This is a genomic window from Janthinobacterium sp. LS2A (genome assembly GCF_036543145.1).
Lineage (GTDB): Bacteria > Pseudomonadota > Gammaproteobacteria > Burkholderiales > Burkholderiaceae_D > Janthinobacterium > Janthinobacterium aestuarii.
Window position 1 is genome coordinate 580,050 of sequence record NZ_JAZHPB010000003.1, and the last position, 10,029, is coordinate 590,078.

General features: G+C 59.7%; 7 protein-coding genes. 1 reads left to right on the forward strand and 6 read right to left on the reverse strand.

The window, feature by feature from the left end; genetic code table 11:
- Nucleotides 1-639: 639 nt before the first annotated feature.
- The 6 genes from V3C40_RS12740 to puuE all read right to left on the reverse strand — a co-directional run bounded on the left by V3C40_RS12740 (nt 640) and on the right by puuE (nt 9,458).
- Nucleotides 640-2,136 (reverse strand): adenosine deaminase family protein, encoded by a 1,497-nt coding sequence (locus V3C40_RS12740; protein ID WP_331777608.1) that lies wholly within the window; start codon nt 2,134-2,136, stop codon nt 640-642.
- A gap of 43 nt (nt 2,137-2,179) precedes the next feature.
- Nucleotides 2,180-3,496: a guanine deaminase gene (guaD, locus tag V3C40_RS12745; RefSeq protein ID WP_331777609.1), complete on the reverse strand. Its 1,317-nt coding sequence runs from the start codon at nt 3,494-3,496 to the stop codon at nt 2,180-2,182.
- Between the two features lie 9 nt (nt 3,497-3,505).
- Nucleotides 3,506-4,573, reverse strand: coding sequence for a xanthine dehydrogenase accessory protein XdhC (gene xdhC, locus V3C40_RS12750; protein ID WP_331777610.1), 1,068 nt, complete (start codon nt 4,571-4,573; stop codon nt 3,506-3,508).
- Between the two features lie 9 nt (nt 4,574-4,582).
- Nucleotides 4,583-6,928: a xanthine dehydrogenase molybdopterin binding subunit gene (gene xdhB / locus V3C40_RS12755; protein ID WP_331777611.1), complete on the reverse strand. Its 2,346-nt coding sequence runs from the start codon at nt 6,926-6,928 to the stop codon at nt 4,583-4,585.
- A 10-nt stretch (nt 6,929-6,938) separates the two neighbouring features.
- On the reverse strand, nt 6,939-8,405 hold the full coding sequence (gene xdhA, locus V3C40_RS12760) for a xanthine dehydrogenase small subunit (protein WP_331777612.1): 1,467 nt from the start codon (nt 8,403-8,405) through the stop codon (nt 6,939-6,941).
- Between the two features lie 99 nt (nt 8,406-8,504).
- Nucleotides 8,505-9,458, reverse strand: a complete 954-nt coding sequence (puuE, locus tag V3C40_RS12765; protein WP_072454222.1) for an allantoinase PuuE — start codon at nt 9,456-9,458, stop codon at nt 8,505-8,507.
- Nucleotides 9,459-9,579: 121 nt separating this feature from the next.
- On the opposite strand from puuE, the gene uraH reads away from it, so the two are divergent.
- Nucleotides 9,580-9,933, forward strand: coding sequence for a hydroxyisourate hydrolase (uraH, locus tag V3C40_RS12770; RefSeq protein WP_072454221.1), 354 nt, complete (start codon nt 9,580-9,582; stop codon nt 9,931-9,933).
- Nucleotides 9,934-10,029 lie beyond the last annotated feature (96 nt).

Consider the following 10,029-nt stretch of genomic DNA (forward strand, 5'->3'; position numbering starts at 1 on the left):
CAAAACGCCGCTCCACACATCACAACTATTCATATCCAGACAATAACGGCGGAAAAAACCACATCCGATCCGTACGACCCAGGGCGCTAGCACCTGTGTCATTCATCCCACATGCTTACCCGGCTAACATGGCAAGCCGCGAGTGTAATTGTTAAATATTTCAAGACTGTGACACGGCGGCAAAATACAGAAGAATGTCGTCATTTAGCTGTGCGACTGTTTGTTTCACTCTGCATCTCACCTTTATTTACTGCAAATACCCATCTTCATACGATATCGCCCAGATGAATTGTGACTTTTTAATATCATCTTCATCTCACTATGCATCATCAAAAAATGGATGACAAATACGATTTTTTTTACATATTTATATATTTAAAATATAAATAGCATGGGGTAACTAGTTGGATTGATATCGTGCTGACAGCGTCCGGGCTTATGGCGCGTGATTATAAATGAGCAATATGTACTTGAAATTGATTCATCCATGAAATCAGATAAAGTCGTGTATCTACTGTTAATTGTGTCGCATGGCCGCCACAAAATTAACAAAATAACAGCACGGCATTTAAGATGAGGAATAAAAAATGGCCGGAATATCCGGCCATTTAAGAGTATCAGTTCTGAACGTCGCGCAACTTACGGTTTTCCACCCTTGCCTGCCTTGTCGGCTGCGGCAATTTGCGCTTCAAAACGGGTGAAACGGGCATCGAGCGCTTTCAGCAAACGCTGCTTGTCCGCTTCCGCCAGGAAGGAATAGCGCAGGCTGTTGTACGACAGCTTTTTGATTTCCGCATAATCGGTCTTGTACTGGCTGGCAAACAGCACGTATTCATTCGACAAGGTATTGCGCGAGACGCCCGCATCATCGGTCGAGATCACGAACGGCACGCCATACTTGCGATACAGGGTGATCGGATGGGCCTGGCCCTTGATACCGAGGATGTAATCGTTGCTGGTCAGGTTCACCTCCACTGGAATGTTACGCTCGCGCATTTTCTGCATGGTTGCCAGCGCATTGTTTTCGTACGCGATATCCATGCCGTGGCCGATACGGTCGGCGCCCGCCACATCGACGGCTTCGGCGATATGGAAGGCCATGCCTTCCGGCGGCACCATGCCCAGCGCTAGTTCGCCGGCGTGCAGGGCGATTTTGACGTTCGGATACTTTGCCTTGAGGAACTTGAACATTTCCATGTGCAGGCTGTAATCGCGCATGGATACGTTCACGCTTTCCTGGCCCACGATATTCACGCCCACCAGCAGCGGATTCAAGCTCGCTGCCTTGAACGCGGCCACCATCGACGAAAACACTTGCGATGGCGACAGGAAGCGCAGCACATACGCCTGGTAACGCATGGTGAAGTTCGCGTCATCGATGCCGGCACTGCTGGCGTTGACGTTATCGTTATAGGCGGTGATGCTTTTCTGGAAGCCAGTATCCTGCTCAAGGCTCTGCGACCAGTTGGCCAGCACAGCTTGCAACGCTGCCGGCTGCAAGCCCGGCGCCAGCACCTGCTGGTCGAACTGCGCGTTTTGCACGAATGGCGACAGCTCGAAAATCGTCTCGATGTAGCTGAGGTTTTCCGCGATGGCGCGCTGCTTCAGGGTTTTCAGGCCATCGGCCGTGTTGCTCGATGCCACGGGACCGAAGTAGCCGAAGGTATCAAAAAAGGTGCGGTCCGGTGGCGTCTGGATGGCGCCGTGGTTATAGAAATCCTTGGTCGACCAGCGCTGCAGCAATTCCGCATACAAGCCCGCGTCGGCAAATACTTCCGTGGACGACAGGCAGGCACGCTGCGCGGCCGGCTTGGCGCGCTCGGCCGCCACAACGTCCTTATTGCTTTCGATGCGGTAAGTTGTCTTGTTGACGCAATAGTTTTCCTTGTCTACCCAGTCGAGGAATTGCTCGGCGTAAATGGCGCCCGAGTAATGATGATGCAGATCACCGCCCTTGGGCATCATGGAAAAGAACAGGCTCAACTCGGCTGTCTTCGGCTGCGCACCGGCAACCAGAGCGGCAAAATGGCGCGCGGTAGCCGCCTCGTTGGAAGACGGCGTGACCTTGGCGGCCTGCGCCGTTCCGGTCAATGCCAGCGCGGCGCCAAGCGCCAGGCCAGTGAGTTTCTTGTGCATTCGCGTTCTCGCTCAGGATAATTCGTGTTGAACAACGGGTAGGTCAGCCTTGCCCCCGCACATGCACGCATTGCCCGCCCGAGTAGGTGGCGGCCACGGCGCGGTCGTCGCCCAGCAGCGCAAAGGCAAACAGCAATTCCTCCAGGCTTTGACAGCCGGCCGTGCGGCGCTCGAGCAGCGGCGTCGATTGCTTGTCGAGCACGATGAAGTCCGCTTCCGTGCCGGCCGTGAAATTGCCCAGGGTGCCTTCCAGTTGCATGGCGCGCGCCGCGCCAAGGGTCGCCAGGTAAAACATGCGCAAGGCGGGCAGATAGCTGCCTTTCAAGCGTGCTACTTTATAGGCTTCGTTCATTGTTTGCAACATCGAGAACGAGGTGCCGCCGCCCACATCGGTAGCCAGCGACAGCAGCACTTTCGCCGCATCGGCCCGCTCGAAATCGAACAGGCCGCTGCCGAGGAACAGGTTGGACGTCGGGCAAATGGCGGCCGCCGACGATGTTTCCGCCATGCGCGCGCGGTCGCGCTCGTCAAGCCAGATGCAATGGCCGAACATGGCGCGCGGGCGCAGCATGCCGTACTGGTCATACACATCGAGGTAGCTGCGCGCGTGCGGATGCAGTTCGCGTACCCAGCGGCATTCATCCTCGTTTTCCGACACGTGCGTCTGCAAATACGTATCCGGATAGGCGCGCGCCAGCTCGCCCGCCAGATGCATCTGTTCATTCGTCGAGGTCGGCACGAAACGGGGCGTGATCGCATACAGCGAACGGCCGTGCTTGTGCCAGCGCCGGATCAGCTCTTCGCTTTCGCGCGCGCCGGACTCGGCCGTGTCGCGCAGGAACTCGGGGCAATTGCGGTCCATCATGACCTTGCCTGCCACCATGCGCAAGCCGCGCGCCTCACTGGCGCCAAAGAAGGCATCGACCGATTGCGGATGCACGCTGCCATACACCATGGCCGTCGTGGTGCCGCAGCGAAGCAGTTCGTCGAGGAAAAACTCAGCCACGTTGCGCGCATGCTCGGGATTCTCAAACGCGCGCTCGGTCGGAAAGGTGTACGTTTCCAGCCACGGCAGCAAACCGGGTGCGGGCGAGGCGATCATTTCCGTCTGCGGGAAGTGCAGATGCGTATCGATAAAACCGGGCACGATCAGCTTGCCGCGATAATCGACGATCTGCGTGCCCGGCGGCAAAGTCGGCTGCAACTGCGCGTAATCGCCGGCGGCCACGACCTTGCCATCGGCCACGATCAGCAAGCCGTCCGCATGCCAGGCGTGCGCCTCCTCGCTAAAAGCGGGATCGGCGTGGAAGTGCAGCAAGCTGGCTCGGTAAGCTTGCAATGTGGCAGGAACAATCGGCATGACTTCTTTCTATAACGGGTGAATGGCGGCGCGTGTTCGGCGGCGCGGTGGCGCGCTGGCAGAGGCCAGCCGCAGCGGTGCGGCCAGGACGGCAGCGGCCGCCTCTTCCCACACCATCAGTAATTGACAGGCAACGGAGGCGGCGATCACGGCCGGCGCCTTGTTGCGGATGCCGGGCATGCCAATCGGACACACCATGGCGGCGATGCGCTCGTCCGGCACGCCGCGCGCCCGCAGGCGGTGCTCGAACTGCTTGCGTTTCGTGTGCGAACCGATCAAGCCGAACCAGCCCGCATCCTCGCGCTCCATGATGGCTTGCGTCAAGCGCTGATCGAGCGCATGGCTATGCGTCATGACGAGAAAACTGCCGCCGGGCGGCGCCATGGCGACAAATTCCTCGGGCGTGTCGGTGGCGGCGATGCGGACATTATCAGGTATCTGCGCGGGAAACATGTCTTCGCGTTCATCGACCCAGGTGATATTGCAGGGCAAGTGGGCCAGCGCGCGCACGATGGCGGCACCCACGTGGCCGGCGCCGAACAAGGTCAGGTGGGCGCGCGGCGCCAGGCAGGGGTCAACCAGCCAGCGCCGCCCCTTGCCATCCTGAGCGACATGGGTACTGCGTTCGCGCGAAAACGTGTCGGGTGCCTGTTCGCCAGTGCCAGCGATCAAGTTACCAGCGGCGTCAAACAGCGCCGAGGCGGGTTCACCGTCGAGCGCCGTCAAACGCCAGCTGTCTTGCTGGCGGCGTTCGCGCAAGGCGACCAGCAACGCATGCAGGCTGGCATTGACATACTCGAAAGCCAGGTGGACGACACCACCGCAGCATTGCCCGAGACTGGGGCCCAGCGCGAAACGCTCGAGCCGCGCATGGGTGTTCCCCGTGGCCAGCATGGTCTTGGCGATTTCCACGGCGCGCAATTCCAGATGGCCACCGCCGATGGTGTCCATTTGACTATCGAGGGTGACGCGCATCTTCGCGCCCGCCTCGCGCGGACCGGAACCTTCCACCAGGGCGACCGTCACCAGCACGGATGCCTGCGCGTCATTCTCGATTGCTGTCAGCCAGTCGCTCATCGTCAGCCCCTATGCGCCGGCATGCGCCGCTTGCACGGCCATCACCGCCTTGAGGATTTCCTCGCTGGTGGCGGGCGCATTCAGCGGTGGTTGCACGGCGTGATGGCCGACGCTGGAAATGGCGTCGCGGATGGCAAAGAACACGGAAAACGGCAGCAACAATGGTGGTTCACCCACGGCTTTGGAACGGTGAATGCTGTCTTCCACGTTGCGGTTCTGGAACAGCTGGACGCGAAAATCTTCCGGGCAATCGGAAATGCCGGGGATCTTGTACGTCGATGGTGCATGCGTCATCAGCTTGCCCGCCGCATTCCACCACAGCTGCTCCGTCGTCAGCCAGCCCATGCCCTGGATAAATGCGCCTTCCACCTGACCCAGATCAATCGCAGGATTCAATGACTGGCCCGCATCGTACAAGGCATCGGCACGCAGCAGCTTCCATTCGCCCGTCAGGGTATCGACCACCACTTCGGCCACGGCCGCGCCATACGCGTAATACGAAAACGGATGGCCCGTCATCGTCTTCGCATCCCACGACAGGCCAGGCGTGGCATAAAAACCGTCCGACCACAGTTGTACACGGGCCAGATACGCCTTCTGCACCAGCTCGGCAAACGGCACGACGTGACCATTCACGAGGATATGGTTGTCGAAGAAACGAACAGCGTCCGTCTCGCCACCGTACAGTTTGACCGCGTAATCGGCCAGGCGTTCACGGATCTGGCGCGCCGCATCCTGCGCCGCCTTGCCGTTCAGGTCGGCACCGGTGGAGGCCGCCGTGGCCGACGTGTTCGCCACCTTGCTGGTATCGGTGGCCGTGGCCCGTACCTTGTCCATATCCAGGCCCAGTTCGTGCGCCACCACTTGCATGACCTTGGTATTGATGCCCTGCCCCATTTCCGTGCCGCCATGGTTGACCAGCACGGAGCCATCGACATACACGTGCACGAGCGCACCGGCCTGGTTCAGATGCGTGACGTTGAAGGCGATACCGAATTTCAGGGGCGTGAATGCCAGGCCCTTCTTCAGGATCGGGCTGGCCTCGTTGAACGCATCAATAGCCAGGCGGCGCGCGCGGTAATCGCTGCTCGCTTCCAGTTCCGCGACAAGTTCATGAATGACGTTGTCGACGATTTTCTGCCCGTACGGCGTGACGTTGCGTCCTTCTACATCGTTGCGGCCATAGAAATTGAGCAGGCGGATATCGAGCGCATCGCGTTTCAAATGGCGGGCAATTTCATCGATGACGTACTCGATGGCAATGGCGCCCTGCGGCCCGCCAAAGCCCCGGAAGGCCGTGTTCGACTGCGTATTCGTCTTGCCGCAGGCGGCGCGGATGTCCACGTCGGACAGGTAATAGGTGTTGTCGAAGTGGCAGACGGCGCGCGTGGCAACGGGGCCGGACAAGTCGGCCGAGTATCCGGCGCGCGTGGTCATGTCGACCTTGGCGGCAAGGATGCGGCCATCGTCGTCGTAGCCTACTTCGTACTCATAGTAGAAACAGTGGCGCTTGCCCGTCACCAGCATATCGTCGTCGCGGTCGGCGCGCAATTTGACGGGACGCTTCAATTTCGCCGCCGCAATCGATGCGGCCGCCGCCCACAGGGCCGACTGCGATTCCTTGCCGCCAAAACCGCCGCCCATGCGCCGGCATTCGACGGTGATGTTGTGCGAATGCACGCCCAGCGCATGCGCCACCACGTGCTGCATCTCGCTCGGATGCTGGGTCGAACACAGCACCAGCATGCCTTGCGCTTCCTTCGGGATGGCGTAGGAAATCTGTCCTTCCAGATAAAACTGTTCCTGGCCGCCCACATACAGCTGGCCCTTGACCACGTGCGGCGCGCCCTCGAACGCGGCCTGGTAGTTGCCGCGCGTCAGCTGCATCGGTGGCAGCACATACGATTGCGCGGCCTTGGCCGCTTGCGGCGTCATGATCGCGGGCAATTCCTCATACGACACTTGCGCCAGGCGGGCCGCGCGGCGCGCATGGTCATGCGTATCGGCCACCACGATGAAGATGGGCTGGCCCACGTATTGCACCAGTTCCGCCGCCAGGATGGGATCGTCATGGATGATGGGACCGCAGTCATTGGTGCCGGGAATGTCGTGTGCCGTGTAGACGGCGACAACACCCGTAGCGGCGCGCACTGCCGACAAATCCATGGCCGTGATGCGCGCGTGCGGCTTTTGCGACAGACCCAGCGCCGCGTGCAAGGTGCCTTGCAGCTCGGCGATATCGTCCGTGTACGTGGCTTGCCCCAGCACATGCAATTGCGCCGATTCATGGGGGCTGGGCTTGCCCACGGCGGCCCAGGCGGCCGCTTGCAGTTCGGGCGTGGCAGGATGGTTCATGCTGGTCCTTTCAGGCGCGGCAAGCGTAGGCGTTGACGGCAATGCACAGCAAAGGCGCATCGGGGCGAGTTTCCAGCCAGAAGCGGCGCAACAGGTTTTGCGCCGTCGTCATGCGGTAAGTGTTCGACGCGCGCATGTCCGACAGCGGCGCGTAATCGTCGGCCAGCAAGCGCATGGCGATGAGCAAGTTCTCTTCCGTCCACGCCTGTCCACGCAAGAATGCCTCCGTTTGCGCGGCGCGCTGCGGCGTGGCCGCCATGCCGCCAAAGGCAATACGCGCGTCAACAATACGCTCGCCATCGAGCTCAAAGGCAAACGCGGCACACACGGCCGAGATATCCTGGTCGAAACGCTTGGTCAATTTATACGTGCGGAAATGCACATCGGCACGGGGCAAGGGCACGCGCACGGCTTCGACGAATTCGCCTGGCTGCAGATCTTTCTTTTGATAACCGAGATAAAAATCTTCCAGCGGCATGATGCGCTGGCCAGCAGGTCCACGCAGCACGATCTCGCTGCCCAGCGCAATCAGCCACGGCATCGAGTCGCCGATCGGCGAACCATTGGCCACATTGCCGCCCAAGGTACCGGCGTTGCGGATCGGCAAGGAAGCAAAGCGCTGCCACAGTTCCGACAATTCTTCCGGATAATGTTCGCACAGCGCCGCATAGGCATCGTTGAGGCTGGCGCCGGCGCCGATGTGCAGCTTGCCGTCATCCTCGGCGATGGTTTTCAGCGCCGCGACGTTGCCGAGATAAATGATGTCGCCCAGATCGCGCAATTGCTTGGTCACCCACAGGCCAATATCGGTGGAGCCGGCCAGCAGGCAGGCTTGCGGCTTGGCCGCGCGTAGCGCCACCAGTTCCTCAAGGGTGCGCGGCGCGTGGAAGTGCTGGCCGCCGTGTTCATACGTAGTCAGGCTGCCGCGCTGCAGCGCCTGCAATTGCACGCGCAACGCATCGCGATCGAATGCCACATGCGGCAATTCACCCATGCGTCTGGCCGCATCGATGATGGGTCGGTAGCCCGTGCAGCGGCACAGATTGCCCGACAGGGTGTCGTCAATTTCGCAGCGCGTGGGCGTCTCGCCGTTTTTCTCCAGATACATGCCCCACAAGGACATGACAAATCCGGGCGTGCAAAAACCGCACTGGGAACCGTGGCACTCGACCATTGCCTGCTGCACCGGGTGCAGGGCGCCATCGGGCTGCTGCAAGTCTTCCACGGAAAACAGGGCCTTGCCATCGAGAGTGGGCGTGAGCTGGATGCAGGCGTTGACGGCTTTCATCTCGACCTGGCCGTCCACCAGGCTGCCGATGACCACCGTGCAGGCGCCGCAATCACCCTCGGCGCAGCCTTCCTTGGTGCCCGTGCAATGCAAATCCTCGCGCAGGTGCTGCAACACAGTCTGCGTAGGGGCGGCGTTGCGTACTTCCTGTACGGCACCACGATAGTAAAAGCGGATAGGTTCTGACATGCTGGCCTCGGTATAGTCCCAGTATAGGAGATTAACACCGGCATATGGGACAACTATATGCAAAGACTGATTTTACTTATCATCCTATCTCAATAGAACTTATGCCTGGAACGGATGCGTCGCATGCCAGTGTTCGGCAATATCGATGCGGCGCGTGATCCACACCTGCTCATGGCCCTGCACATAGTCGAGAAAGCGCGCCAACGCCGCGGCCCGTCCAGGCCGCCCCACCAGACGGCAATGCAGGCCTACCGACAACATCTTCGGTTGATTCAAGCCGTTCGGATCGCCTTCCGCGTACAGCACATCAAAGGCATCTTTCAGATAGTCGAAAAATTGCGTGCCCGAATTAAAGCCCTGCATGGCGGCAAAGCGCATGTCGTTCGTGTCCAGGGTATAGGGCACGATCAGTTGCGGCTGCACGGCCGGCATGCCAGCGGCATCCGTGTACGCCACCTTTTCCCAGAATGGCAGGTCGTCGCCATAATAATCGGCGTCATAGCGGAAACCGCCATGTTCGACCACCAGTTTGCGCGTATTCGGAGAATCGCGCCCCGTGTACCAGCCTTGCGGGGCGGAACCCGTCAATTCGCGGATGATCTGCACGGCTTCACGCATGTGTTCGCGTTCCGTTGCTTCATCCATGTTTTGATAGGAAATCCAGCGCAAACCGTGGCAGGCAATCTCGTGACCCAGTTGCTGGAAGGCTGCCACCGCCTCCGGATTGCGTTTCAAGGCCATCGAAACGCCAAACACCGTCAGCGGCAGGCGCCGCTCCTCGAACATGCGCAGCAAGCGCCATAGCCCGGCGCGCGAACCGTATTCGTAAATCGACTCCATGCTCAGGTGGCGCGCAGGAAAAGCGGCCGCACCGATCATTTCCGATAAAAACGTTTCCGATGCAGGATCGCCATGCAACACGCTGTTTTCCGCCCCTTCCTCGTAATTGAGGACGAATTGCAGGGCGATACGGGCCTTGCCCGGCCATTGCGGATGGGGTGGCGTGCGGCCATAGCCGATCAAGTCGCGAGGATAATGTTCGTAATTGTTCATGCGGAGGCGCGCCTATAGGAGGACAATGTTGGCTATATGCCCAATCATATAGCCAGGCGCAGCCACCGGTATATGATTTGCACGATAAGCACATTCACTCACCCTATATACAGGATAGCAAATGGGAAAACTCAGCACGCATGTACTCGATATCGCCCACGGCAAACCGGGAGCCGGCGTCAAGGTCGCCCTGTTTTCAGTCGCGCCGGAAGGAAAAGTGTTATTGAAGATGGATATGACGAACAGCGATGGCCGCTGCAGTTCTCCCTTGCTGGAAGGCGACAGCATGAAAGCAGGGCAATATGAACTGGTGTTCAATGCCGGCGACTATTTCGCCGCCCAAGGAGTGGAATTGCCCTCGCCGCGCTTCATCGACCTGGTCACCCTGTCCTTCGGCATCGCGCATACGGATGAGAACTATCACGTGCCGCTGGTGGTATCGCCCTGGTCGTATTCCACTTACCGCGGTAGCTGATCCCGCGAGGCCAACAATGTTTTCGGATTACGCGCTACGCGCTAATCCGACCTACTTCCGTTGCAGGCCACGTAGGTCGGATTAGCGTAACGCGCG